At 45.4% G+C, this 23,561-nt stretch carries 28 protein-coding genes; 22 read left to right on the top strand and 6 right to left on the bottom strand.

All coding sequences use genetic code 11. The features are described 5' to 3' along the window. Positions 1-12 precede the first annotated feature (12 nt). The 18 genes from ABF487_RS01295 (at position 13) to ABF487_RS01210 (ending at position 14,788) form a co-directional block, all read left to right on the top strand. On the top strand, positions 13-483 hold the full coding sequence (locus ABF487_RS01295; RefSeq protein ID WP_263779492.1) for a MarR family winged helix-turn-helix transcriptional regulator: 471 nt from the start codon (positions 13-15) through the stop codon (positions 481-483). After that, positions 470-1,441, top strand: a complete 972-nt coding sequence (locus ABF487_RS01290) for a beta-ketoacyl-ACP synthase III (RefSeq protein ID WP_263779493.1) — start codon at positions 470-472, stop codon at positions 1,439-1,441. The genes ABF487_RS01295 and ABF487_RS01290 overlap by 14 nt, the downstream gene beginning before the upstream one ends. Before the next feature lie 42 nt (positions 1,442-1,483). Further along, entirely contained in the window at positions 1,484-1,735 is a 252-nt protein-coding gene (locus ABF487_RS01285) for an acyl carrier protein (protein WP_263779494.1), read from the top strand. A gap of 5 nt (positions 1,736-1,740) precedes the next feature. Then, on the top strand, positions 1,741-2,700 hold the full coding sequence (locus ABF487_RS01280; RefSeq protein ID WP_415624611.1) for a nitronate monooxygenase: 960 nt from the start codon (positions 1,741-1,743) through the stop codon (positions 2,698-2,700). Then, positions 2,636-3,628: an ACP S-malonyltransferase gene (locus ABF487_RS01275; RefSeq protein ID WP_415634273.1), complete on the top strand. Its 993-nt coding sequence runs from the start codon at positions 2,636-2,638 to the stop codon at positions 3,626-3,628. The genes ABF487_RS01280 and ABF487_RS01275 overlap by 65 nt, the downstream gene beginning before the upstream one ends. Positions 3,629-3,648: 20 nt before the next feature. Then, the gene (locus tag ABF487_RS01270; protein ID WP_415634272.1) at positions 3,649-4,380 is read left to right on the top strand and encodes a 3-oxoacyl-ACP reductase family protein; all 732 of its coding nucleotides are present in this window, start codon (positions 3,649-3,651) and stop codon (positions 4,378-4,380) included. 26 nt (positions 4,381-4,406) lie between these two features. Beyond that, a complete protein-coding gene (fabF, locus tag ABF487_RS01265) occupies positions 4,407-5,639 on the top strand; it encodes a beta-ketoacyl-ACP synthase II (protein ID WP_263779498.1) in 1,233 nt (410 codons plus the stop codon). Positions 5,640-5,641: 2 nt separating this feature from the next. Next, positions 5,642-6,136, top strand: coding sequence for an acetyl-CoA carboxylase biotin carboxyl carrier protein (accB, locus tag ABF487_RS01260; RefSeq protein ID WP_263779500.1), 495 nt, complete (start codon positions 5,642-5,644; stop codon positions 6,134-6,136). Then, positions 6,133-6,570: a 3-hydroxyacyl-ACP dehydratase FabZ gene (fabZ, locus tag ABF487_RS01255; RefSeq protein ID WP_263779501.1), complete on the top strand. Its 438-nt coding sequence runs from the start codon at positions 6,133-6,135 to the stop codon at positions 6,568-6,570. The genes accB and fabZ overlap by 4 nt, the downstream gene beginning before the upstream one ends. A 10-nt stretch (positions 6,571-6,580) precedes the next feature. Then, positions 6,581-7,963: an acetyl/propionyl/methylcrotonyl-CoA carboxylase subunit alpha gene (locus tag ABF487_RS01250; protein ID WP_263779722.1), complete on the top strand. Its 1,383-nt coding sequence runs from the start codon at positions 6,581-6,583 to the stop codon at positions 7,961-7,963. Next, positions 7,960-8,823: an acetyl-CoA carboxylase carboxyltransferase subunit beta gene (locus ABF487_RS01245; RefSeq protein ID WP_263779503.1), complete on the top strand. Its 864-nt coding sequence runs from the start codon at positions 7,960-7,962 to the stop codon at positions 8,821-8,823. Before ABF487_RS01250 ends, ABF487_RS01245 begins: the two co-directional genes overlap by 4 nt. After that, a complete protein-coding gene (gene accA / locus ABF487_RS01240) occupies positions 8,820-9,590 on the top strand; it encodes an acetyl-CoA carboxylase carboxyltransferase subunit alpha (RefSeq protein WP_263779505.1) in 771 nt (256 codons plus the stop codon). Before ABF487_RS01245 ends, accA begins: the two co-directional genes overlap by 4 nt. A gap of 94 nt (positions 9,591-9,684) precedes the next feature. Then, entirely contained in the window at positions 9,685-10,758 is a 1,074-nt protein-coding gene (prfA, locus tag ABF487_RS01235) for a peptide chain release factor 1 (RefSeq protein WP_263779506.1), read from the top strand. A 14-nt stretch (positions 10,759-10,772) separates the two neighbouring features. Next, positions 10,773-11,600 (top strand): peptide chain release factor N(5)-glutamine methyltransferase, encoded by an 828-nt coding sequence (gene prmC, locus ABF487_RS01230; RefSeq protein WP_415634271.1) that lies wholly within the window; start codon positions 10,773-10,775, stop codon positions 11,598-11,600. 1 nt (position 11,601) lies between these two features. Then, a complete protein-coding gene (locus ABF487_RS01225) occupies positions 11,602-12,618 on the top strand; it encodes an L-threonylcarbamoyladenylate synthase (RefSeq protein ID WP_263779509.1) in 1,017 nt (338 codons plus the stop codon). A gap of 22 nt (positions 12,619-12,640) precedes the next feature. Further along, positions 12,641-13,270, top strand: a complete 630-nt coding sequence (gene upp / locus ABF487_RS01220) for a uracil phosphoribosyltransferase (RefSeq protein ID WP_263779510.1) — start codon at positions 12,641-12,643, stop codon at positions 13,268-13,270. Positions 13,271-13,307: 37 nt separating this feature from the next. Further along, positions 13,308-14,090 carry a tyrosine-protein phosphatase gene (locus ABF487_RS01215; RefSeq protein WP_415634270.1) on the top strand — a complete coding sequence of 261 codons (783 nt, stop codon included), beginning with the start codon at positions 13,308-13,310 and terminating at the stop codon, positions 14,088-14,090. A gap of 65 nt (positions 14,091-14,155) precedes the next feature. Then, the gene (locus tag ABF487_RS01210) at positions 14,156-14,788 is read left to right on the top strand and encodes a L,D-transpeptidase (RefSeq protein ID WP_415634269.1); all 633 of its coding nucleotides are present in this window, start codon (positions 14,156-14,158) and stop codon (positions 14,786-14,788) included. Between the two features lie 4 nt (positions 14,789-14,792). On the opposite strand, the gene ABF487_RS01205 is transcribed toward ABF487_RS01210, so the two are convergent. From ABF487_RS01205 to ABF487_RS01190, 4 genes are all read right to left on the bottom strand, one after another. After that, complete coding sequence (locus tag ABF487_RS01205; protein ID WP_415634268.1) at positions 14,793-15,608, bottom strand: carbohydrate ABC transporter permease; 816 nt, start codon at positions 15,606-15,608, stop codon at positions 14,793-14,795. After that, positions 15,598-16,464, bottom strand: a complete 867-nt coding sequence (locus ABF487_RS01200) for a carbohydrate ABC transporter permease (RefSeq protein WP_263779515.1) — start codon at positions 16,462-16,464, stop codon at positions 15,598-15,600. The genes ABF487_RS01205 and ABF487_RS01200 overlap by 11 nt, the downstream gene beginning before the upstream one ends. After that, on the bottom strand, positions 16,465-17,748 hold the full coding sequence (locus tag ABF487_RS01195) for an ABC transporter substrate-binding protein (protein WP_415634267.1): 1,284 nt from the start codon (positions 17,746-17,748) through the stop codon (positions 16,465-16,467). 86 nt (positions 17,749-17,834) lie between these two features. Beyond that, the gene (locus ABF487_RS01190) at positions 17,835-18,701 is read right to left on the bottom strand and encodes a YihY/virulence factor BrkB family protein (RefSeq protein WP_007744403.1); all 867 of its coding nucleotides are present in this window, start codon (positions 18,699-18,701) and stop codon (positions 17,835-17,837) included. Positions 18,702-18,926: 225 nt separating this feature from the next. Between ABF487_RS01190 and ABF487_RS01185 the strand changes: the two genes are divergently transcribed. The 4 genes from ABF487_RS01185 to ABF487_RS01170 are packed head-to-tail and all read left to right on the top strand — an operon-like array spanning position 18,927 to position 21,583. After that, on the top strand, positions 18,927-19,421 hold the full coding sequence (locus ABF487_RS01185) for a PTS system mannose/fructose/N-acetylgalactosamine-transporter subunit IIB (RefSeq protein ID WP_007744402.1): 495 nt from the start codon (positions 18,927-18,929) through the stop codon (positions 19,419-19,421). A gap of 16 nt (positions 19,422-19,437) precedes the next feature. After that, positions 19,438-20,343, top strand: a complete 906-nt coding sequence (locus tag ABF487_RS01180; protein WP_007744401.1) for a PTS mannose/fructose/sorbose/N-acetylgalactosamine transporter subunit IIC — start codon at positions 19,438-19,440, stop codon at positions 20,341-20,343. Beyond that, positions 20,327-21,145, top strand: a complete 819-nt coding sequence (locus ABF487_RS01175) for a PTS system mannose/fructose/sorbose family transporter subunit IID (RefSeq protein WP_007744400.1) — start codon at positions 20,327-20,329, stop codon at positions 21,143-21,145. Before ABF487_RS01180 ends, ABF487_RS01175 begins: the two co-directional genes overlap by 17 nt. Before the next feature lie 18 nt (positions 21,146-21,163). After that, positions 21,164-21,583 carry a PTS sugar transporter subunit IIA gene (locus tag ABF487_RS01170; RefSeq protein WP_415634266.1) on the top strand — a complete coding sequence of 140 codons (420 nt, stop codon included), beginning with the start codon at positions 21,164-21,166 and terminating at the stop codon, positions 21,581-21,583. Between the two features lie 37 nt (positions 21,584-21,620). Here the strand turns inward: ABF487_RS01170 and ABF487_RS01165 are convergent, their stop codons facing one another. Both ABF487_RS01165 and murQ read right to left on the bottom strand, forming a co-directional pair. Further along, positions 21,621-22,643 carry a serine hydrolase domain-containing protein gene (locus ABF487_RS01165; RefSeq protein ID WP_415634265.1) on the bottom strand — a complete coding sequence of 341 codons (1,023 nt, stop codon included), beginning with the start codon at positions 22,641-22,643 and terminating at the stop codon, positions 21,621-21,623. After that, positions 22,630-23,547 carry an N-acetylmuramic acid 6-phosphate etherase gene (gene murQ, locus ABF487_RS01160; RefSeq protein WP_415634371.1) on the bottom strand — a complete coding sequence of 306 codons (918 nt, stop codon included), beginning with the start codon at positions 23,545-23,547 and terminating at the stop codon, positions 22,630-22,632. Before murQ ends, ABF487_RS01165 begins: the two co-directional genes overlap by 14 nt. Between the last annotated feature and the right edge of the window lie 14 nt (positions 23,548-23,561).

Genomic DNA, 23,561 nt, shown 5'->3' with positions numbered 1-23,561 from the left:
GGGTGACAGCGTATGACTGATCAAAAAATTAAAAAGATCAGCGGCCTGCTGATCGAAGTTTATAACGATATCCTGCAAGTTGAAGAAAAATATCTTCGTACGAGTCGTTTTAAAGATATTACAGTCAAAGAAGTGCACACGATTGACGCGATTACGATGTATGACCACAAGACCACGACCGCTGTGGCTCGTAAATTGCAGCTTTCTCCAGGAACTGTGACGGCTTCGATCGACAAACTCGTAAAAAAGGGCTACGTTGTACGGCTGCAATCTGCTGATGACCAGCGTGTCATTCGCTTAGGCCTTACAAGACGCGGCCGGCTCATCTATCGTGCACATGAATCTTTCCATCGCCAAATGACCGAAACTTTCTTAGGCGGAATGGATAGCAGCCAAGTCGATTTGATCGAACGTGCCATGCTTAATTTACGGTCCTTCTTAGAAATCACGACTGAGAAAGGCAATAGCGATGAAGACAGTTAAGATGATTGCCACGGCCAGCCAAGTGCCTAAAAAGGTTGTCAGCAATGACGATCTGGCAGCCATGATGGATACATCAGATGACTGGATTAAGAGCCGCACCGGTATCTCTAATCGCCATATTGCGGTCACTGAGACAACCTCGTCTCTGGCGGCTGGCGTTCTAAAACAACTGATTCAAGACAGCGGTATCCATCCCGAACAAATTTCGTATGTGATTGTGGCAACGATGAGTCCTGACCGTCTAGCGCCTTCAACGGCAGCTACGATCTCGGCTGCGATGGGACTTACTAATGCATTTGCATTTGATGTTAACGTTGCCTGCTCGGGATTTGTTTACGCCTTGCAGCTAGCCCAGGGGCTGGTGAATAGCTTGTCAGCAGGTTATGGCGTCGTCATTGGTTCGGAAGTGTTGTCCAAACTAGTCGATTGGCAGGATCGAAGTACTGCCGTGCTGTTTGGTGACGGTGCGGCTGGTGTCTTGTTAGAAACAACTCAGGAAGCAAACCGTATATTGGCAACTGATTTGCGCACTTATGGTGAACAGGCCGAATCGTTGACAGTCGGCAGCTATGAAACTTCTAAAGTTTGGCAGCAGCCGCAGACAGGCAGTCCTTATTTTCAAATGGACGGTAAAGCGGTATATTCATTTGCCACGCGACAGGTGCCAGCGTCTATTCGACGGGCTTTTGACCAAATTGAACAGACGCCGGATGACTCGGATTACTTTCTCATGCACCAGGCTAATCAGCGAATCATGAATAAGGCAGCGCAGATTTTAGGGCAGCCTAATGAGCGTTTTCTTAGCAACGTTAGCGAGTTCGGCAACACGTCTTCAGCAAGTATCCCCCTGCTATTGGATCAGTTTATCCGCCAGGGTGTGATTCAGCGAGGCCAGTTATTAACACTCAGCGGCTTTGGTGCTGGTTTGAGTGTTGGCACGATTATTTATCATTTTTAAACATCAATCAACTACTATTAAAAATTTTGGAGAAACAAACACATGACTAAAGAAGAATTATTCAACAAAGTAAAAGACATTATCGCCGATCAGACTGGTGAAGATGCAGACAAAATTGAAATGACGACCGACATTAAAAACGATTTGGATGCCGACAGTTTGGATGTTTTTGAAGTAATGAACGAGATCGAAGACCAATTGGATGTCAAGATCGAAGTTGAAGAAGGTTTGAATACGGTTGGCGACTTGGTCGATTTTGTCTCAAAGCAATTGGTTGCAAAAAAGGGAGAATAAATCCGATGGAATTATTAAGTCCGTTTTTCAAATCACTCGGTTTACGTTATCCGATTTTTCAGGGCGGCATGGCTTGGGTGGCAGATGGGAAACTGGCAGCTGCTGTTTCTAACGCCGGCGGCATGGGAATTATTGGTTCCGGTCATGCACCGGCTGATGTCGTCCAACGTGAAATTGAGATTGCTAAATCTTTAACCAAGCGTCCTTTTGGTATTAATGTGATGCTGCTTTCTCCACATGTTAAGGAAGTCATTAAAGTCATTTTGGCAGAAAAAGATTCAATTGCTTTGGTAACGACTGGTGCTGGCAATCCTTCTGAATATTTAGCTGCTTTTCAACAAGCTGGTATTCGGGTGATCCCTGTTGTGCCTTCAACTGGCATGGCTCGGATTATGGCACGTGAAGGTGTTGATGCTGTAATTGCTGAAGGTATGGAATCCGGTGGGCATATCGGCCGAATGACGACCATGGCTCTGGTACCGCAGGTTGTTGATGCAGTTGATATTCCTGTGATCGCTGCGGGCGGTATTGGCGACGGCCGTGGTTTGGCAGCTTCCATGATGCTGGGTGCCCAAGGCGTCCAGATGGGCACGCGTTTTCTCGTAGCCGAAGAATGTCACATTCATCCTCTTTATAAAGAGGCTGTTTTAAAAGCTAAAGACATTGACACACTCGTGACTGGTAAATATATCGGTCATCCGGCGCGCGTGCTGAAAAATAAAATGGCTGTGCGCTTTATCCGTGATGAAAAGATCGAAGCACAAAAAAACGATCCTGATTATGCGGCAGTTGAGGAACTCGGTAACGGTAGCCTAAGGCGCGCCGTACAGACCGGCGATCCGGAACAAGGATCTTACATGGCTGGTGAAATTTCTGGATTGGTCAATAAAATACAACCGGTTGCTGAAATTTTGCAGGAAGTTACTGACCAGGCAGCGGCACTGCTCGGAGGGCAAGAAAATTAAGTTAGCTTATTTGTTTAGCGGACAAGGCGGCAAAATTGCCCCTTTGGACAGCCGATTATATGAAAGTTTTCCAGTTTTTTCTAAAGTGTTTCAAAAAGCTGCAGAGATTTCTGGTATTGATTTTTGGCAAATGTGGCAGACCGGAGATGTACGTTTAGAACAAACGCGTTTTGCACAACCTGCTATCTTTACGCTGAGTACAGCCTTGTACCGCGTTATCTCTAATCAATTGCCCGCGGCACAAGCTTTAGTTGGCTTGAGTTTGGGAGAGTATAGCGCCTTGGCAGCGGCCGGTGCATTAGAATGGGACGCTGCTTTTCGTCTGATTCAAAAACGTGCTGAATTAATGCAGCAAGCTAGTGAAGCTTTTCCTGGTGCTATGGCAGCTGTTATGAGTACTGATACTGATTTAATTGAACGCGTCTGCCGAGAAATTTCGCAGCAGACCAATCAGATTGTTCAGCCGGCTAATTATAATTTTCCCAAGCAGACGGTGATAGGCGGTCAGACACAAGCTGTGGCGGCAGCGGTTTCGAAATTAACGGAAGCCGGTATCAAGCGGATCGTCGATTTACCGGTCAGCGGTGCTTTTCATACACCTTTAATGGCAACGGCTAACGACCAATTTGTTCAGGAATTAGCTGAAACTGATTTTAGGCCAATGGCGATCAATGTGATCAGTAACACGACAGGTCAAGCTTTTCAAGCAGGCACAATCAAAGAGACGTTAAGCCGGCAGATGGTGTCATCGACCCGTTTTACAGATTGCTTACTAGAATTGCAGCGTCAAGGTGTGACTCAGGTGATTGAATTAGGTCCTGGCCATTCTTTGGTGAGCTTCGCTAAAAAAACAATCAAACTCGACAGTTATCAGGCTGTTAGTGATGCGCAATCATTGGATGAAGCATTAGCAGCGGTCTCAAACTGATATTCGGAGGATTTTCTTGCATGGATTTACAAAATAAAACAGTTTTGGTTACTGGAAGTACACGCGGTATCGGGCTGGCAATATCCAAAGCTTTTTATCAAGCCGGATGCCGAGTTGTTTTAAACGGACGCAAAACTATTCCGGAACAAGTATTAGCTGAATTTACTGATTCGCAGCGCGTGTTTGCTGTGACGGGTGATGTGGCGGATGCTTCTGAAGCACAGGAGATGGTTGCTCAGGCACTTGCACATTTTGGTCAATTGGACATCTTGGTGAACAATGCCGGCATCACACGCGATATGCTGGCTAATCGCATGACTTTGGAAGACTTTAAGGCGCCGATTGAGACTAATCTGATTGGCAGTTTTAACGTCACACAGCCTGCTTTAAAAGCCATGTATCGTGCCCGCAGCGGCTGTATTATTAATATTTCCAGTGTCGTTGCCTTAATAGGCAATGTTGGCCAGGTCAATTATGCAGCCAGTAAAGCCGGCTTGATTGGCATGACAAAGACGATTGCCAGAGAAGCGGCCCGCAGAAATGTGCGCTGCAACGCGATTACACCTGGCATGATTGATACAGATATGGTGGCTGTTTTATCTGAAAAAACACAAGAAAAATTAAAATCCGAAATTCCGCTAGGCCATTTTGGCCAGCCCGATGAAGTGGCTCAAACGGCCGTCTTTTTAGCGGAAAACGATTATGTGACAGGTCAAGTCATCACAGTTGATGGCGGTCTGGCTATGGTCTGATTTTAATTTCACGATGGAGGAAATGTATGACACGAGTAGTAATCACAGGAATGGGGGCAGTAACGCCCTTGGGAAACTCGACCGATGAATTTATCGAGGGATTGAGACAGGAAAAAGTTGGTTTTCGTCCTATTTCGGCTTTTGATTCAAGTGCAACAGGGGTTACCTTGGCTGGTGAAACAGATGGTTTCGACCCTTTACAGCGTTTGACTAAAAAAGATTTGCGCAGAATGGACCGTTTTTCTCAATTAGCACTTTATTCTGCTTTAGAAGCCTATGAACAAGCTGGCTTGGATGAAAAAACCGTCGATGACGAACGCTTTGGTGTCATTTATGGTTCTGGTATTGGTGGATTAACAACGATTCAAGATCAAGTGATCCGCATGCATGATCTTGGAGACGATCGCGTATCGCCGATGTTTGTTCCGACTTCTATTGCGAACATGGCCGCTGGCAATTTGGCAATCCGTTTTGGTGCTAAGGGTATTTGTATGACCATTGTCACTGCTTGCTCATCGGGTGCCAATGCTATTGGAGAAGCTTTTCGGACAATTCAAGCTGGACGCGCGGATATCATGCTGACAGGCGGATCAGAAGCTTCAGTCAACGAAATCGGTATCAGTGGTTTCGCTGCTTTATCTACTTTGTCAAAATCCACAGATCCAACCAAAGCCTCTCTGCCTTTTGATACAGCCCGAAACGGCTTTGTCATGGGTGAAGGTGCTGGTACTTTGATTTTAGAATCCTTAGAACATGCCCGTGCACGCGGTGCGAAGATCTTAGGCGAATTGGTCGGCTATGGTGCGACAGAAGATGCTTATCATATTACCAGCCCAGATCCAGCGGGTACGCAAGCCGCTCGCGCGATGAAGCTTGCTATTGAAGAAGCTGGCATAGACAAAACACAAGTCGGATATATTAATGCACACGGTACTGCTACAAAAGGTAATGATTCAGCAGAAGCTGCTGCAATTAATCAATTATTTGGCAGCGATAGTCATGTTTTGGTCAGCAGTACCAAATCGATGACTGGCCATTTACTTGGTGCAGCCGGTGCGATCGAGGCAATTGCGACTGCTCGTGCATTATCAGACGGCCAGCTGCCAGTTAACGTCGGTATCACTGAACAAGATCCAGAATGTCCAGTTCAATTGGTCAATGAAGCCAATAAGCAGACACAAGCAGATTATGCTTTGAGCAATTCATTTGGTTTTGGCGGGCACAATGCGGTGCTCGCATTAAAGAGATGGAGTGATTAAAAGTGGACGAAAAAGCGATTAAAGCTTTAATCGAACAGGTAGATCAAAGCAGTATCCGTGAATTTGACTTGACGGTTGATGGCGTACATCTTTATTTATCTAAAAATAAGACTGCCAATCACAGTGTGCCTGCAACAGCAGATACTTCGCAGTTGAAGGCTTCGGATACACCAGTTTCAGCAGCTGATAATGCTGCTCAGGCCGTAGAAGAAGTACCAAAAACAACCGCCGCGGAATCTGAGGATAATTTTCAAACAATTAAATCACCTTTAGTCGGCGTGGCTTATCTGCAGCCCAACCCAGAAGCTCAAAGTTATGTGAAAGTTGGCGATCAGGTGAAAGTCGGTGATGTGGTTTGTGTGATTGAGGCCATGAAGATGATGACGGAAATTAAGAGCCAGGTCGCTGGCCAAATTGCAGAAATTCTTATTGATAATGAATCAATGGTTGATTACGATCAGCCCTTGATCAAAGTAAAAACAGAGGTAGGAAAATGACAGATAAAATTGAAATGACAGCTGAAGAAATTCAAGCTGTGTTACCGCACCGTTATCCGATGCTGCTGGTTGATAAAGTCTTGGAATTAGTTCCTGGAGAAAGCATTACAGCACAGAAAAACGTCACGATCAATGAAGAATTTTTTCAGGGTCATTTTCCTGGAAACCCAGTTATGCCTGGTGTTTTGATTGTTGAATCTTTAGCACAAGCTGGTGCAATTGCCCTGCTTAAAATGGATCGTTTTGCCGGCAAGACACCTTATTTTGGCGGTGTTGATAAAGTTAAGTTCCGCCGTATGGTCCGCCCTGGCGATGTGTTAAAGTTAGAAGTTACTTTGGACAAATTGAAGGAAAATATCGGCAGCGCTCATGCACTTGCGACCGTTGATGGGGAAAAGGCTTGTTCAGCGGATTTACTTTTTCTGATTGGGTGAGGTAAACATGATGTTTAAACGGGTCTTGATTGCCAACCGTGGCGAGATAGCAGTTCGAATTATTCGAGCACTTCGTGAAATGAAAATAGAATCTGTTGCGGTCTATTCAACAGCTGATCGCGACAGTCTTTATGTTCAGCTGGCCGACATTGCTGTCTGCATCGGCGGTCCGCAACCGGCGGATTCTTATTTGAATATTCAAAATATCGTCAGTGCAGCTGTCCTTTCAGGTGCTGATGCCATTCATCCAGGGTTCGGTTTTCTATCTGAAAATGTTGAGTTTGCGCGCATTTGTGAAGAGTGCGGTTTGGTTTTCATTGGTCCTAAAGCTGACACAATTGAGTTAATGGGTAACAAATCCAATGCTCGCGATACGATGAAAAAACATGGTATTTCGGTCATCCCAGGCAGTGAAGAAGCTGTTACATCTGTCGATGCGGCTTTACAGGTTGCAGATGAGATCGGTTATCCAGTCATGTTAAAGGCGGCGGCTGGCGGCGGCGGCAAGGGTATTCGTGTGATCAACAGTGCAGAGGATCTTCGTCAGAAGTTTGCTGATGCCCAACACGAGACAAAGCTTTCTTTTGATGATGACAGTATGTATTTGGAAAAAGTGATCGAAAACCCGAAACATATTGAAGTACAAATCATGCGCGATGCTTTTGGCCACGTACTGGCTTTTCCGGAGCGTGATTGTTCCTTACAGCGTGAACACCAGAAAATGGTTGAAGAAAGTCCTTGTTCTTTAATTAATACACAAGAACGCCAGGCTTTATTAGCTCAAGCGGCTAAAGCTGCGAATGAGATTGATTATTTGAACACAGGTACTTTTGAATTTCTAATGGACAGCCAGCATCATTTCTACTTTATGGAAATGAATACGCGTCTTCAAGTGGAACACCCGGTCACAGAAATGGTAACAGGACTTGATCTTGTGAAAATGCAGATTCACGTTGCGGCCGGAGAGGCCTTACGTTTGCAGCAAAAGGATATTCATATTGATGGCAGTGCGATTGAGTGCCGGATTAACGCTGAAGATCCGCGGCATCATTTTATGCCGCAAGCCGGCCTGATTAAGAAGATTCATTTTCCATTGGGCTGCCCAGGTGCGCGCATTGATTCTGGCGTGGATTCTGGCAGCAGAATTCCGCCTTTCTATGATTCGATGATCGCTAAGCTGATTGCTCACGGAAAAGACCGACCAGAAGCATTATCAATTATGGATCGTATGCTGGCTGAAATGTCGATCGAGGGTGTTAAAACAAATCTTGATTATCAGCGTGATTTAATGCATGCCCCGGCAGTTGTTCAGGACAGCTCGACAACCGATTATATCGAAAAAGAGTTTTTGCCTTTTTGGAAACAAAAATTTACTGAGAAGGAGGCTTCATGACTTGGTTCGACCGATTAACAAGTTTCTCAAAACAGCAGACCGATAAGCTGCTGCATACATACTCATCACAGATTCCTTCAGGGATCATACGTGAATGTCCGAAATGTCACGGGCGTTTTTATTATCGGCGTCTAGGCAGCATGGAAATTTGTCCTGATTGTGGTTATGCTTTTCGGATTCCAGCTAGGAAACGATTGAAAATCTTGTCCAATGACGTGACTGAATGGGATGAAGATGTTGTCAGCTCCGATCCTTTGTCATTTCCCGGCTATCAGGAAAAATTGTCTAAGGCCAGAAAAGCTACCAAGTTAAACGAAAGTGTCTGGACTGGGCGCGCTCGTTTGAACAAGTATTTGGCTGCAGTCGGTATCATGGATCCTTTTTTTGTGATGGGCAGTCTAGGCCAAGCGACCGGAGAAAAACTAGCACGACTTTTTGAACGAGCCACTGAACAGAAACTGCCGGTTATTCTATTTACTGCTTCTGGCGGTGCGCGGATGCAGGAGGGGATTCATTCCTTGATGCAGATGGCTAAAATTACGGCAGCTGTTAGCCGTCACGCCGAGGCGGGATTATTATACATTGTCGTTTTAACTGATCCGACCACTGGCGGCGTGACGGCGAGTTTTGCTATGGAAGCCGACATTACACTAGCCGAACCTAAGGCACTGGTAGCCTTTGCAGGCCGGCGTGTGATCGAACAGACAACGGGTGGTAAATTGCCGGACGACTTTCAAAGTGTTGAAAAACTGCAGGAAAACGGTTTTGTCGATGAAATCGTCCCGCGCCAGAATTTAACTCAGGAACTTGAATCTCTGCTGGCTTTAAATCAACAGCGTATATGGGGGGCAGCGATATGACAGAAGAGAAAGCCATTTCTGCCGCCGAAGTTGTCAAACAGGCCCGCAGTGATGGAAAAAGCGACAGTCGAAAGTTCATTGACCAGCTGCTGACAGACTTTCACGAATTCCATGGTGACCGTCATAGCGGTGATGATCCGGCCATTATTGCTGGTATTGGGCGTCTATCCGATCAGCCAATCACATTGATTGCCACGCAAAAAGGGATTGAGGTCAAAGATCGTCTGGCTACACATTTTGGCAGTCCAGAACCTTGGGGCTACCGCAAAGCGATTCGCCTGATGAAACAGGCTGAACGTTTTAGCCGGCCTGTCTTAACTTTGATCAATACGCCGGGTGCTTTTCCAGGTGTCGATGCTGAAAAAGGCGGGCAAGGCGAAGCCATTGCTTCATGTATCGCGACCATGATGTCTTTAAAAGTACCTGTGATTGCTTTGATCTTTGGAGAAGGCGGCAGTGGTGGCGCTTTAGCGCTGGCTAGTGCTGACCAGGTGTGGATGACAGCACATAGTGAATATTCGGTCTTATCTCCGGAAGGCTTTGCCTCAATTTTATGGAAAGATGCTAAGCGCTCTGCGGAAGCGGCTGAATTAATGGGTCTGACGCCCAAGGCTTTGCTGGATGATGGGATTGTCGACCAGATTATTGCTGAACCGTTGGATATCACAGCTTTAAAACAGCAGTTAGTCACCGAATTTAAAGAATTATTTGCGATGCCAGCTGCAAAATTAGTTGATCAGCGCTATGCGCGTTTTCGGAAATTTTAAACAAATCAGCCAGCCGTGACGACTGGTTTTTTGTTATTGGATAAGGAAATGTTGTGACTGAAATTTTTAAAAGCGAGCACGTATACTAGAAGAGATGGATAAATTTTTTGCCCAAATAGAAAAGGTTGTTGATCGTTTTGACGAATTAAACGAACTGCTGGCAGATCCGGAAGTCACGGCCGACAGTAATAAATACACAAAATATGCCAAGGAATTAGGCGAGATCACGCCGATTGCCGAAAGCTATCAGCAGTACAAAAAAAATGCCCAGGAAATCGCAGACGATAAAAAACTTTTGGCTGATAAGGAGATGTCTGATTTAGCCAAAACGGAATTGGCTATACTAGAACCCGCCCAAGAAAAACTGGCTGACGAACTGAAACTGATGATGATTCCAAAGGATCCCAATGATGATAAAAACATTATTATTGAAATCCGGGGTGCCGCAGGCGGGGATGAAGCTAATTTGTTCGCCGGCGATTTGTTGAACATGTATGCACGCTACTCGCAGTCTCAGAATTGGCAGTTTGAAATTGTTGATCAGACGCCTGGCGAAGCTGGTGGTTTTAAAGAAGTCGTAGCCAATATTTCCGGTGAGAAAGTTTATAGCAAGCTCAAATTCGAATCCGGTGCCCATCGTGTCCAACGTGTCCCCGTTACGGAAACGCAGGGACGTGTTCATACGAGTACGGCCACAGTCGGAGTGATGCCGGAATTTGAAGATATTGATAGTGACGATTTAATTGACCCTAAAGATGTGCGCGAAGATGTCTATCGCTCTTCGGGAGCCGGCGGCCAGCATATCAATAAGACGAGTTCGGCCGTTCGACTGGTGCATTTGCCGACGGGTATCAAAGTGGAAATGCAGGAGCAGCGTTCTCAGCAGCAGAACCGGGCTAAAGCTTGGCAGATTCTGCGTTCGCGTGTTTACGATCATTTTTCTCAAGAAAATCGTGAGCTCTATGATCAGCAAAGAAGGACTAAAATTGGTAACGGCGATCGTTCTCAACGCATCAGGACTTATAATTTTCCGCAAAACCGTGTGACGGATCATCGCATCAATTTTACTTTGAATAAATTAGATCGTGTTATGAATGGTGATTTAGAAGAAATCATCGACGCTCTGATTATTGCTGACCAGACAAAGCAGCTCGAGGAAATGATTTAACTATAATAGGGAACATGACGACTTTACGCAAAATAAGAAATGATTTTTTTAAGACGTCGATTGATTTTGAAACAATCGATCTTTTTTTGCGTGGTGAATTAAACTTAAATAATACCGAGCTGCTCCTGAAATTTTCAGATGAAATCCCGGACGACAAAGAACAACAGTTAAGGTCAGATTTCCAGCAGGTTGTCTTGGGTAAACCGGTTCAATACGTGTTGGGTTTTGCAAATTTTTACGGGCGTCATTTTAAAGTTGATTCGCGAGTTTTGATTCCGGAAGTCGAGACGGCCGAACTGATTGATCATGTGAAAGATGCGGTTCTGCTGCCTTTGGAGAAGGATTTTTCTATTTTAGATGTCGGCACGGGCAGCGGTAATATCGCCATTACACTGGCTTTGGAGTTAAAAGCGGAAAAAGTGCTAGCAGTTGATATCAGCAGGAAAGCCTTAAATTTGGCCAGGGAAAACGCACAAAATCTCTCAGCTTCCAATGTGAAATTTGTTTTATCTGATTTATTGGACAATGTCACCGGCCAATTTGATTTGATCGTTTCTAACCCGCCCTATATTTCGCAAGGCGCTGACAGTGTCGACAAGCAGGTATTGGATTATGAGCCTCATCAGGCGCTCTTTGCTGGAGAAGATGGTTTGACTATTTACCGCCGCTTAATCCCGGAAATGGTTAGCCATTTAAAAAAGGACGGATATGCTATTTTTGAAATGGATGATGCCCAAGGGCCGGCGATTTCCAAACTAATTCAAGCTAGTTTTCCCAAGGCCCAGCCGGAAGTCTTTCAAGATATGGCTGGCCTTAATCGTTTTATTGCATGGAGGAATTGAAGTGACATTACTATTACATACGAATGATCAAGATATTCAGCGCGCGGCTGATATTTTGGCAAAAGGGGGCGTGGTAGCCTTTCCTACTGAGACAGTCTACGGCATTGGTGCTGATGCGACAAAGTCCGAGCCAGTTGATAAAGTTTTTGCAGCCAAAAAAAGGCCTCATGACAATCCTTTAATCGTGACCGTTTCTGACGACCAGATGCTGCGTCGTTTTGCCAAACTAGATCAGCGGGCTGAGAAACTGATTGCGCATTTCTGGCCGGGTTCTTTGACTTTGATTCTGCCTTTACTTGATGATGAAATTCTGCCAAGTAATGTCACGGCCGGTTTGCCAACAGCCGCATTTCGTAATCCTAAAAGCCAAGTGACGAGAAATCTGATCAGTCTTTTTAACAATCCGATCGTTGGCCCATCTGCCAACTTGTCAACGAAGCCCTCAACGACAACAGCTGCACATGTCATGCATGACATGGCCGGCCGAATTGATGCTGTGATTGATGATGGCCCTTCGCAAATCGGTGTTGAGTCAACGATTGTCGATTTATCAGTCCCTGATGCCACGATTTTACGTCCTGGTGCAGTCACAGCTGATGAAATTGCGGCAGTGATTGGCCAAAAAGTCATCGACCCTAGCTCACCAATTACAGTTGCTAAGGGCGTTGCGCCAAAAGCACCCGGCATGAAATACCGTCATTATGCGCCAAGCAAAGACGTGGTTATTTTTCAGGCTGAAGATGCCGAACAACTAAAAACCGTGCTGAAATCCAGTGATGCAGTCTTGGCTTTAACGGACATATTAGCGAAGTTCGATCTTCCAAAAGAACGAAGCTGGTCATTAGGAAAGGATGCTAATTCAGCTGCTGAGGAATTGTTTTCTGCCTTGCGCGCTTTTGACGACCGTGACAGTATCCAGAGAATCTATGTCCAAGGTCTAGCGAAAAAAGGCATCGGCGAAGCTTACATGAATCGTTTGGAAAAGTCAGCTGGCGGCCAACATTTTCATTTGGAATGATAGGATAGATAAGGGTTCTAAAATGTCTAAATTTACAGTTATTGATCATCCGTTGATTCAGCACAAATTGAGGATTTTGCGTGACAAGAATACGAGCACAAAAGATTTTCGCGAGCTGGTCAACGAAATTGCCACTTTGATGGCCTATGAAGTCAGTCGTGATATGCAGCTGGAAGATGTCGAGATTGACACGCCGGTCGCACACACGATCGTCAAGCAGTTAACAGGAAAAAAAGTGGCGGTTGTGCCGATTCTGCGTGCGGGATTAGGTATGGTCGATGGTGTTGTCAAATTAATTCCAGCAGCTCGCATCGGTCATATCGGTATGTATCGAGATGAGAAAACACTGGAGCCGCATGAATACTTTATCAAGCTGCCTGAAGATATTGAGAAACGTGAAGTCATCGTGGTTGATCCGATGCTGGCGACAGGTGGGTCGGCTAAAGATGCGATCGCGGCTTTAAAAAAGCGTGGTGCTCGTTATATTAAATTAATGGTTCTGGTTGCGGCACCCGAGGGTGTCAAAGCTGTCCAAGCGGCTGATCCGGATGTTGATATTTTTGCAGCAGCACTAGATGATCATTTGAACGATAAAGGCTACATCGTACCAGGATTGGGTGATGCCGGAGATCGTTTATTCGGCACAAAATAATTAAATCGCGATAGCGGTTTTTTCTTTTTGAGGTGATATGTTCGAGAAACGTATTTTAAACATCAAAGGTGGCAGCAACTTTCGGGATCTGGGCGGCTATTCGACGGTTGACAATCGACAGGTCCGCTGGGGTCGTCTTTTTCGTGGCGCCAAAATGGCCGATTTTTCAACTCATGATCTAAAAGTACTTAAGCATCATAAGATTGCACGCGTGATTGATTTTAGAAGCCTAGACGAACGTTTGAATGATCCAGATGCCTACTCGGAGTCAATTGAAGAGATTGAACTGCCTTTGTTAAACGAGGATACAACCAATTCCACGGCTGATGCCAATGACTTTCAGCACCAGGCACATGAATTCGGTTTTGCCTATGAACGGATGATGGCCACTTATCGCAATATGGTGGTCGATGAATTTTCTCAGCAGACACTGCAGGCTTTCTTTCACTATTTGTTGGATGACCGTCAAGGCGCTTTGTTATTTCATTGTACAAAGGGTAAGGATCGCACTGGCTTGGCCTCGGCACTTTTTCTATCTGCAGTTGGTGTTGATAAAGAGACAGTTTTTCGGGATTATGCGTTAACTGATCAATTTAATCAGCCTGAAAATGAAGCTGAGTTGGCCAAAATGGTTCGCCAAGGGGCTTCGGCGGCTGATATCGATAATGCCAAACATTTTATCATGACAGACCCAGATTATCTTGCCAACGCTTTTGCAGCAATGAATGAGGTGGCTGGCAGTCTGCAAGCCTATCTCACACAGATAATCGGTTTGAATCAGGATAGTTTGGCTGAATTAAAACAGCGTTATCTACGTTAATATTCCTTTAAAACTGGCACGCCTGTCTATTTTGAATCAGCAACTAGGCTAGAATTAACTTTGTAATGGCAAGAAGAAAACTAATTGTATTATCTGCTTTGGTTATATTATTAGCGGCTTTTTTTACACTCTTTTTTGTGGTTCGTCCGCATGCGGCAAGGACTCAGGGTCAAAGTTCGTCCCTGCTATCACAGTCACAGAAGAGTCAGACCGCTGCATCCGGCAGCAGGACACCGGTCAAAAAAGCACTTCCTGTCAAAATTGATTGGCAGGCCGCGTCTGAAAAGAAGGCTTACCCTGTTTTCTCGGAAAACCCCGGCACTTGGGTGCAGGTTTCTTTGAAGGCACAGCGTGTTTATATTAAATCGCAAACCGGCCGAATTCTCTATACGATGTATTGTTCATCAGGCTTGGATAATACGACACCGACAGGAACTTTTTATATTCAGGCTGAACGCGGGCCTTCTTTTTTCAATCCATCCTTAAATGAAGGTGCTAATTATTGGGTCTCTTTTAAAGATCATGGTGTTTATCTTTTTCATAGTGTGCCGACAAGTGCTGATAAAAGTTACAATGTGGCCGAAGCTGAGAAACTGGGTCATCCAGCCTCTCATGGCTGCATTCGTCTAACTGTATCTGACGCCAAATGGTTCTATGAAAATGTTCCTTTTAACACAAAAGTTGTCATTGGCGATTAAGCGATTATTTGATTGCCCCTTCGGTGGCACTTTGCATAATCTGTTTCTGCAGCAGAATAAAGAGAATAATGATTGGAATAATTGCCAGCACGAGTCCTGCTAGCGCCAACTGCCAGTTACTATTGTTTTCACCGAAGAAGAAATACATACGCAGCGGAATTGTGTACATGCCGTCTTTGTTAATCACGAGCGATGGCAGCAGATAGTCGTTCCATATTTTCATGGCATTCAAGATGACAACGGTTCCAGTCATTGGTGAGACAGACGGCAGAATGACTGAAAAGAAAGCTTTGACCGTATTAGCGCCATCAATCATGGCTGCCTCGTCAATACTTGTTGGGACGCCTAGAAAGGCTCCGTAATACAAAATAATCGATAAACTCAAAGCTAATCCTGTATTCATAAGGATTAGGCTGATCCGGTTCAAAAAGTCGATTCGCCCGAAAATGGAAATCAGCGGAATCATAATCGACTGAAAAGGAATCAGCATTGTTGCCGCACAAAGGTAGTAAATGATTGAGCTGATTTTACCGTGTGTTCGAGCCAAAGCATAGGCTGTCATCGAAGCCAGCAGTGTAATCAGCAACACACTCGTGACCGTGATTAAAACCGAATTGAAAAAACTTTGGACATAGTTCAAAGAGCGGAAGGCCTCAGTGTAGTTGCCGAAAGTCGGCCAGGACAACATCAATGGATTGCTGAACAAGTCTGATTTTGTTTTCAGCGAATTGATGAACACGATCACGAAAGGATATAACCAGATTAATGCCAACAGGATGCTGATAATCCAGGTAATGTTTTTAACAACTTTAGCTTTCATTTTGGTGTTCCCCCTTTCTGGAGAAGTAAAGCTGGCCAAAGGAAATCAACGCCACGAAGATAAAGAGCAGAATACCGGCTGCCTGCGCGTAACCTTGCTGGTAGTTGACAAATGCCGTGTTGTAAATATTCATCGCAATCATTTCCGTTGACCGGTAAGGGCCGCCGTTAGTTAAGGCCAGGTTTTGCTCGTAGAGTTTAAAAGAGTTTGCCAGCGTTAAGAAAAGACTGATCGTGAAGGCCGGGGCCAGCTGCGGCAGTTTGATCCACCAGAAGATCTGGCCTTCGTTGGCGCCGTCTAGTTTTGCCGATTCGATCGTGCTGCGCGGAATTGCATTGAGAAAAGCAACATAAATCAGCATGATATAACCGCTCATCTGCCACCAGAAGAGAATGACCAGACCCCAAAGGCCGCTCTCAGGCGTGCTTAGCCAGCCGCTAAAAAAGGAGAGATGCAGCTGACTGCCAAGAGCACCAAAGACCTGAATAAAGATAAATTGCCAGATAAATCCCAGCAGGATGCCGCCGATCAGGTTCGGAATGAAGAAGATTGTTCGTAGAAATTTAGTGAAACGATTATCCTGACGAGTGACGAGGAGCGCGAAACTAAGCGCAATCACATTGATACCGGCGACTGACAAAAGTGAAAATAGGAAGGTCAGCCAGCAGCTCTGCAGGAAATTGGCATCGCTGAATAGCAGAAAGTAATTTTTCAAGCCAATCCATGAAGCTGTGATACCGTTGGAATTTGTAAAAGAGTAATAGATGCCGATTAAAAAGGGGATTAGAATAATGATGCTAATGAGAAGCAGGCTGGGAAGGACAAAAAGCCAGTAATAATATTTTTTCTGAAACATTTACTTGCCTCCTTGGATCTGCCGCAGCTGATAATACTGTGATTCAGTGCGTTGTACGAACTGCTGCCAGCTGATCTTATTTGCAAAATAACGCTGCATGTTTGGACCGATAGCTTCTTGATTAAAGCCGTTGGGAAACTGTTTGTGCACGGGAACTTGCGCATGTTTGCCAGTACCGATCCGATAAATTTCTTTTGAAAGCGGATCTGGTAATTTATTCAGATCAAAATTGATTGTTGGCGGGACATAGCGCATCTGCTGGACAATCACTTTTTCACTTTCGGGTGAATTATAAAGCCATTGAAGAAAATCCTTGGCATCCTTTTCCCGCTGCGGATGTTCGTTGGTGATACCTAAATACCAAGAGGATCCGGTCATAATTTGTCCCTGGCCTTTGACGAAATAAGGCAGCATGCCAAGATTTTTCGCCGAAAAACCTTTTTGGGCCTCGTCCAAAGTCGGAATAATCCAGTTTCCCTGCGGAATCATGGCTACTTTGCCATGAAAAAACAAATCTTGGACAGAAGCGTCATATCGAACTGACAAAATCGGCTTGACATTATAGCGTTTGACCAAATCAACATAGTCTGCCATTCGCTTGCTATAACGCCAGTTTAAGTGCTGGCTGCGGTAGGCTTTTGTCAGATTATTGTGATAAGACTGGGACAAAAACTGTGCTGAAAATGATGTGATTGAACTTGTGTCAGCACCGTTAAAACCAAAAACACCAGAGAGGCCGAGTGCTTTTTTCTGGGCATTTAATTTTTCAACTGCTGCTTTGAAACTGGCATAGTCCTCGATCCGACCGGCATCGATGCCGGCTTTTTTGAATACGGCTTTGTTATATGCCCAACCGTAGCCTTCAATATCAACAGCGACGCCAAGGCTGTGGCCGTATATCCGGCCGCCGCTTTTTAAGGACGGGACAATTTTCTTTTGAATGGGCAGATTGTCCAAATTTAGCAGGCGGTTATGATAACGGTCAATTTCCGGCAAGCCGCCCAGCATCACAATATCAGGGGCATCCCCGGAAACAAACTTGGCTTGTAAAGCCGAAGCGCCACTGCCGTTTCCCACGGTCGTAATTTTCACCTTAATATTGGGATGTGTCTTCTCGTATAAACGAGCCAGCTCTTGATAGCCGCTCGTGACCTCGGGTTTTTGATTGAAAAATTCAATCGTATGGCTATTGCTGGTCGAGCCGTAATTGGCAAATTCTAAAACAGCAATTGAGATGACACAAAAAAGCGTGAGTAATAAAAGCGACATTCTTTTCAGATTCATAGGTCGTCACCTCCTGTCGATGGCGTGAAAAGTGAAACTCTACCTACAAAATAGTCTGATAATAATTTAATTATAATATATAAATCTTACGATCGTTTGACTTGGCTGTTTCTTGGCCGTCCCGGCTCAAAGTAGGCTTGATAGCAGGCATTAATCACAGCTCCTAACAGCAGAAAAAGACTGGAAAAGTTTAACCAGAACATGAGAATAATAAAGGTACCGATCGTCTGATAAGAAGAAATGCCATGAGCGAATAATGCCACATAATTTTGAAAAAGCGCGGCCATCATGAACCAGCAGCAATCGGTAAACAAGGCACCTAACCAGACATATTTGGCTTTAGGCCTTGTCTCGGGCACGAAATAATATAGAGAACACAATAGGACAAAAAAGCCAGCAAAGGCCAGCAGATTCTTGGCTTGAACGATTTCTAAAAGCCAAAAGGAGGCATGCTGCCAGTCAATTTTTAGTAAGTCTAACAAGTATTGGCCAAAAATGATCAAAGTCAGCAGGCTCGCAAATGCCAGCAAAGCCAAGACCAGCAGCAGAAAAGATAGTGCTCGTGATAGCAGCGGATTCTCTTGCTTTTTCGGCTGATAGATTTTGTTAAAGCAGCTTCGTAATGTGGCGATCATGCCGGAAGCCGACCAGACGGCTATTAAAATGCCCAAAGATAAGCTTTCGTTACTGCCTTGATTGAGAAAAGAGCTGATGATGGGTTTGAGATAGCCCGACATGCCGGCCGGCGTTACTTGCAGGATGTAGCTGATGGCGTCCGCGTTTCTCACCTGCAGATAGGCCAATAGATTGCCTAAGACCAAAAGAAGCGGCGGCAAAGATAAGAGCAGGTAATAAGCTAAGACGATGGCGTTGTTTGAAATATCGGCCTGCTGAAAATAATGGATAAACAAATCCAGCCCTTTTTTTAATCTTTTCGGGATTTTAATAATCATACTGGATGGCCTCAATCTGCTAGTAGAAGCTGGTGACAACTTGATTATATCGAATTAAACTTGACCGCTTTTTTGCCAGTGATTTTCTTGTGTGAACTATATAGACCAATGTTAGTTTTACTAACAATCATTCAGGATTTACCGGCCAGGTAGGCTAAAATTCGGGCATGTACCTAGGAGAACAGGGATCAGCCGGGAAGCTGATTTTAGATGGAAGGTGTAAGTATGGCAATTGCAGCGGTGAGAATTGATGGGCGCTTGTTACATGGACAAGTGGCTAATATGTGGACGAGTGTGATCAAGCCTACTCGGATCATGGTCATTGACAATGCAACAGCCGATTCAGAAATTGAAAAAGCGGCGATTAAGTTGGCTCGGCCAGCTGGTGTTAACTTAAGTATTTTAAATGAGGAAAAAGCGATTGATCATATCCTGAAGGGACGGTATGACAGTCAGCGCGTGTTTATCCTAGCTCGTAAACCGCAAGTGATTGTCAATCTGCTTGCAGCTGGCGTGGCGATTACAGATGTCAATGTCGGCAATATGTCCGAGTCGGAGGGGACGCGTCCGCTGACCAAATCAATTAACGTTCTGCAGGAAGATGTTGACGCTTTTATGGCACTGCATGATAAAGGCGTCAATCTGACAGTCCAAATGGTGCCGAGTGATCCATTGCTGGATTTGATGCAGCTGTTACACAAATTTAGTCAAGTAAGATAAGGGAGAGAGTAGTAGCATGAGTGGGCAAATTTTGCTTTGGCAGGTAATCCTGTTAACGATTTATTCAATGTATCAAATTATTGATGATCTGACCTTTATTTCCTCTCTGGCACAGCCAGTCTGGGCCGGATTAATTACTGGAGCCATAATGGGCAACATGACTCAAGGCCTGATCATCGGTGGTTCTTTGCAGCTGACTGTTTTGGGTGTTGGGACATTTGGCGGTGCCTCTAAAATCGATGCTAATTCTGGCACGATTTTGGCCACGGCTTTTTCAATTAGTTCCGGTATGAATGCCCAAACGGCCGTCGCCGCAATTGGTGTGCCGGTAGCTTCTTTAATGATTGAGACCGATGTCTTAGGACGTTTTACAAACACCTTCTTCCAGCACCGGGTCGACAAAATGATCGAAGAGGAAAACTATCGCGGTTTTGAACGTAACTATCTTTATGGCACGATTCCTTGGGCTTTGTCCCGCGGTATCCCAGTCTTTATTGCTTTACAATTCGGCGGCGGACTGGTTGCACAAATTGTGAAAGTGCTGAATACACAGATGGTCTGGCTCAGTAATGGTCTGGCAACGGCGGGCGCTTTATTGCCAGCTGTTGGTTTTGCGATTCTGCTGCGTTATCTGCCGGTTAAAAAACATTTTGCCTATTTGATTTTGGGCTTTACGTTAACAGCACTTTTGAGCACAGTCTTCACAAATATTCAGTCTTTGGGCACAGGCCTTGCATCTGTTGCCAAGGGCTTTACGAACAGTTTCAGTGCCATGCCGATGGTAGCCATTTCCTTGATTGGTTTTGCCTTGGCTTTGAATGCTTACAAACAAGAGGTGGGCAAACTGCCGGCCTCTCATAGCACAGCAGCTGCACCTAAAAATGATGATGGGGATGGTGAGATCAATGGCGACGAAGACTAATTACAAGTTAACCAAAAAAGACTTCCGGCAGATGAACCGGCGAAATCTTTTCATGAACCAGTTAGGCTGGAACTATGAAAAGATGCAGGGTTCCGGTTATTTGTTTATCATGCTGCCGCAGCTGCGTAAATTATATGGTGATCATACGCCGGAGTTAAAACAAGCCATGCGTGTGCAGGATCAGTTTTTCAATACGAATCCTTATCTGAATACGATGATTCAAGGTGTTGATCTGGCCTTGGAAGAAAAAGAGGGTGTTAATTCTCTAGCCACTGTCGCTGGTTTGAAAAACGGGCTCATGGGTCCGACGGCTGCAATTGGCGATACGATTTTTGCTTCTTTGATTCCGGCGATCATTGGTGCCATCGCTGCGAATATGGCTGTCCAAGGTAACGCGTCAGGCCTGTTTATCTGGCTGGCTGTGAATTTAGCAATTATGTATTTCCGCTGGCGTCAGCTGGCTTTCGCTTATAAAGGCGGTATTACCCTTGTGACCAAGCTGCAAGGGCAGATGAATGCTTTGACTAATGCGGCCACTTTGCTGGGTGTCTATGTTGTAGGTGCTTTGGTCGCCAGCCTGATTAATGTTAATATTCCCTTTGTTGCTCATATCGGAAAGATGACCATCAATCTGCAGGATCATTTGGATATGATTATGCCAAAACTGATTCCTGGTTTGGCTGTTTGGCTTATATACTGGATGTTGGGCCGCAAACGCATGACGTCAACGCGTGCGATTTTTATTGTGATTATTGTGGCCGTTGTCTGCTCGGCATTGGGTCTTTTGGGCAAAGCTGCTTAATGTAAACAAGGAGGTTCAATGAAGTTAATTTTAGTCAGTCACGGTCCTTTGTCTCAGGCCTTGCTGCAAAGTGCAGAAATGATTGTCGGCAAAGTGGCAGGTGTCACGGCGCTGAGCCTGCAGTCGGGTATGAGTCCGGATACACTGCAGGCGCAGATTGAAGCGGTGATTAAAAAAGATGCGGCTGATTCTGATATTGTCGTTGCACTGGATTTGTTGGGCGGCACGCCGGCTAATGTCACAAGTAAATTGCTGGCTGTCTATCCTCAGCTAAATGTGGTCACGGGGATGAATCTGCCGATGGTCATCGAATTTGCCAATCAGCAATTGCTGGGCGGCACACTGCATTTTGACCAGCTGCTGAGCATGAGCAAAGATGGGATTGTCGATGTCAAAGCGCAGCTTGCAAATGTCGATGATGACGAAGATGAAGAATAAGAATAAATGAAAAACGAGTCAAAAGGCTCGTTTTTTGTCATTGTATTTGCATCGCGGATTGGCCGTAAAAAGCATGAATCGCCATTAAACGCCAGCTGAGCCAGCGCTTGTTTTCTCTGGTTGGGTAAACGCGATTGGTCAAACAGATAAAGGCCCTTTGATTGGCCAAATCCAGCGCTATTGAGGTGCCAGTAAAACCCGTGTGCCACAATTTTAATCCAGCTGGTTGCGACCAGCAGCGCCAGCCAAGTGTCCGGCCCCCTGCCACGTTATCAGACAGAAGCTGAAAAGCACTTGCTGGTAAGATTTGCTGGCCCTGGTATTGGCCGTCATGAAGATACATTTGTGAAAAATGTGTTAGATCTTTGATCGTTGAAAACAGGCCGGCATGTCCGCTGACGCCATCTAATAAACGAGCTTTTCCATCATGAACAACACCGCGAATGATACCGCCGCGCTGGGCTTGGTATTCAGTCGGAACGATATTTGCCAGATTGTGTTGGTCGGGATTATAGCCTGTATCTGTCATGTCCAAAGGTTTAAAAAGATGCTCCTGCAGACTTTGTGATAAGTCACCGTCAATTTTAGCAATTAGCCAGCCGAGTAGCATAAAGTTCAGATCCGAGTAAATAGTTTTTGTATCAGCCGGGCACAGTTGCGGCATTTGTTTGACGGCTTTAATTAAGCTGCCGCGGTCAAAATCCCAGACATGAGCAATGTCGGCTCGCAAACCGCTACGATGCTGTAATAACTGTCTGATTGTGATTTCGGGTTTGCCCAAGCCGCTGATAAAACGGCCGATTGGGTCTTGTAAACGCAGTTTGCCAGCAGTCAGCAGCTGCAAAATCCGGCTGCTTGTGCCGACAACTTTTGTCAAAGAAGCCAAGTCATAACGCATGCCGGCTTCGATCGGGATAGCATCAGCATTTTCTCCTTGAAAGCCCAGAAAATGGGATTCGTTTTCGTTCTTGCCAATTAGGGCGTAGGAAACACCATACACAGCTTGATCGGCAATCGCGCCACGCATTAAGTCGGCGATCGCCTGACTATTCTGCATCATTTTCAGCCTGCCAATCTGCGATAGCCGCCGTAACATTGCCAGCGTGAGCCTGCAGCAATTTTTCGGCAGCCTGATAACCGGATTTTGTTTTAGCCATGATGATAGCTTGCGGCAGTTGATGCTTGGCCTGTTGGAAAATGTTTTGGGCTGTTGTTAAGTCACAGCCGCTGGTGATGTGGATGATATTGATTGCGCGCTCGACCAATTTAGCGTTTGTTGCCAATAAATCAATCATGAGATTTTCATAGACTTTGCCGGCTTTGATCATGATGCCCGTCGATAATGTATTCAGAATCATTTTTTCTGCTGTTCCGGCCTTCATGCGCGTCGATCCTGTGACAACTTCTGGCCCAGTCACGGCCGCGATCGTGATGTCGGCATATTGGCTGAGTTCACTGTCTGCTACACAGGTCACGGCGATTGTTAAGGCTGCTGCTTGTTTGGCAAAACGAACGGCTGCGATCGCATAAGGCGTCCGCCCGCTGGCTGCTAGTGAAATGATCGTATCTTTGGCAGATAAATGCAAGGCAGCCAGATCTTTTGCAGCCAGATCGGCTGAGTCCTCAGCACCTTCGACGGCGCGGTACATAGCTGATTGTCCACCAGCCATCAAAGCGATTGCGCGTTTAGGATCCAGGCCATAAGTCGGCAGTAGTTCAACGGCATCTAAGACACCTAGACGCCCAGAAGTGCCGGCCCCACAATAAATCAGCCTGCCGCCTTGATTAAAACGACTGCTGGCTGCATCAATGGCTTGGGCAAGCTGCTGGGATTGTTTGGCTACGGCTTTGGCGATTTTAGCATCTTCAGCGTTGATGGTCTTAACCAGATCAATTGTCGGCATACGGTCGATGTGCATACTGTTGGGATTCCTAGATTCTGTGATGAGTTTCGTGATTTCCATGTTTTCCTGCTTCT

The organism is Oenococcus sp. (assembly GCF_047725585.1).
Lineage (GTDB): Bacteria > Bacillota > Bacilli > Lactobacillales > Lactobacillaceae > Oenococcus > Oenococcus kitaharae_A.
This window is presented reverse-complemented; position numbering and strand designations above follow the sequence as displayed.

Coding starts and splice junctions, on each gene's coding strand:
- ABF487_RS01200 (WP_263779515.1), bottom strand. CDS start 16,464: ATGTTTCAGAAAAAATATTATTACTGGCTTTTTGTCCTTCCCAGCCTG.
- ABF487_RS01185 (WP_007744402.1), top strand. CDS start 18,927: ATGGCAATTGCAGCGGTGAGAATTGATGGGCGCTTGTTACATGGACAA.
- ABF487_RS01170 (WP_415634266.1), top strand. CDS start 21,164: ATGAAGTTAATTTTAGTCAGTCACGGTCCTTTGTCTCAGGCCTTGCTG.
- ABF487_RS01210 (WP_415634269.1), top strand. CDS start 14,156: ATGGCAAGAAGAAAACTAATTGTATTATCTGCTTTGGTTATATTATTA.
- ABF487_RS01215 (WP_415634270.1), top strand. CDS start 13,308: ATGTTCGAGAAACGTATTTTAAACATCAAAGGTGGCAGCAACTTTCGG.
- fabZ (WP_263779501.1), top strand. CDS start 6,133: ATGACAGATAAAATTGAAATGACAGCTGAAGAAATTCAAGCTGTGTTA.
- ABF487_RS01250 (WP_263779722.1), top strand. CDS start 6,581: ATGTTTAAACGGGTCTTGATTGCCAACCGTGGCGAGATAGCAGTTCGA.
- prfA (WP_263779506.1), top strand. CDS start 9,685: ATGGATAAATTTTTTGCCCAAATAGAAAAGGTTGTTGATCGTTTTGAC.
- ABF487_RS01245 (WP_263779503.1), top strand. CDS start 7,960: ATGACTTGGTTCGACCGATTAACAAGTTTCTCAAAACAGCAGACCGAT.
- prmC (WP_415634271.1), top strand. CDS start 10,773: ATGACGACTTTACGCAAAATAAGAAATGATTTTTTTAAGACGTCGATT.
- ABF487_RS01295 (WP_263779492.1), top strand. CDS start 13: ATGACTGATCAAAAAATTAAAAAGATCAGCGGCCTGCTGATCGAAGTT.
- ABF487_RS01180 (WP_007744401.1), top strand. CDS start 19,438: ATGAGTGGGCAAATTTTGCTTTGGCAGGTAATCCTGTTAACGATTTAT.
- accA (WP_263779505.1), top strand. CDS start 8,820: ATGACAGAAGAGAAAGCCATTTCTGCCGCCGAAGTTGTCAAACAGGCC.
- murQ (WP_415634371.1), bottom strand. CDS start 23,547: ATGGAAATCACGAAACTCATCACAGAATCTAGGAATCCCAACAGTATG.
- ABF487_RS01165 (WP_415634265.1), bottom strand. CDS start 22,643: ATGATGCAGAATAGTCAGGCGATCGCCGACTTAATGCGTGGCGCGATT.
- ABF487_RS01270 (WP_415634272.1), top strand. CDS start 3,649: ATGGATTTACAAAATAAAACAGTTTTGGTTACTGGAAGTACACGCGGT.
- ABF487_RS01285 (WP_263779494.1), top strand. CDS start 1,484: ATGACTAAAGAAGAATTATTCAACAAAGTAAAAGACATTATCGCCGAT.
- ABF487_RS01280 (WP_415624611.1), top strand. CDS start 1,741: ATGGAATTATTAAGTCCGTTTTTCAAATCACTCGGTTTACGTTATCCG.
- upp (WP_263779510.1), top strand. CDS start 12,641: ATGTCTAAATTTACAGTTATTGATCATCCGTTGATTCAGCACAAATTG.
- ABF487_RS01195 (WP_415634267.1), bottom strand. CDS start 17,748: ATGAATCTGAAAAGAATGTCGCTTTTATTACTCACGCTTTTTTGTGTC.
- fabF (WP_263779498.1), top strand. CDS start 4,407: ATGACACGAGTAGTAATCACAGGAATGGGGGCAGTAACGCCCTTGGGA.
- ABF487_RS01205 (WP_415634268.1), bottom strand. CDS start 15,608: ATGAAAGCTAAAGTTGTTAAAAACATTACCTGGATTATCAGCATCCTG.
- ABF487_RS01290 (WP_263779493.1), top strand. CDS start 470: ATGAAGACAGTTAAGATGATTGCCACGGCCAGCCAAGTGCCTAAAAAG.
- ABF487_RS01175 (WP_007744400.1), top strand. CDS start 20,327: ATGGCGACGAAGACTAATTACAAGTTAACCAAAAAAGACTTCCGGCAG.
- ABF487_RS01190 (WP_007744403.1), bottom strand. CDS start 18,701: ATGATTATTAAAATCCCGAAAAGATTAAAAAAAGGGCTGGATTTGTTT.